Annotated in this window: 1 protein-coding gene; it reads left to right on the forward strand. The window is 30.0% G+C overall.

Annotation, left to right across the window (positions count from 1 at the left end):
- Positions 1 to 440: transposase (locus IDG64_RS14425; RefSeq protein ID WP_206171362.1), on the forward strand; the 440-nt coding region annotated here is incomplete at both ends.

Genomic DNA, 440 nt, shown 5'->3' on the forward strand with positions numbered 1-440 from the left:
GATGCTGTATCGCACCGCATCGTAGATGTGGTAGCGGATCGTAAGTTAAAATCGCTAAAAGATCATTTTTATCGCTATTCTTTAAAACTCAGACAAAAAGTCAAAACAGTAACGATTGATATGTATGAACCATATATGTCACTAATCAAACAATTATTTCCTAACGCGAAGATTATTATTGATCGTTTTCATATTGTCCAATCTTTAAATCGAGCGTTAAATATGTCTAGAGTTCATGTAATGAATTGTTATAGAACCTCTAATAGACCGCTTTATAATAAATATAAAAGTTATTGGAAACTATTTCTTAAACCTTTTGAAACGCTAGAAGCATTTAATTATCATAAAGTCCATTTATTTAAAGAGTGGAAAACCGAAAAAGGCATTATAAATTGCTTATTAGGTGTAGATGTAGAACTATTTAATACATATCACTACGT

The sequence above is a fragment of the Staphylococcus sp. EG-SA-15 genome (genome assembly GCF_017151895.1).
In the GTDB taxonomy this organism is placed as follows: Bacteria; Bacillota; Bacilli; order Staphylococcales; family Staphylococcaceae; genus Staphylococcus; species Staphylococcus aureus.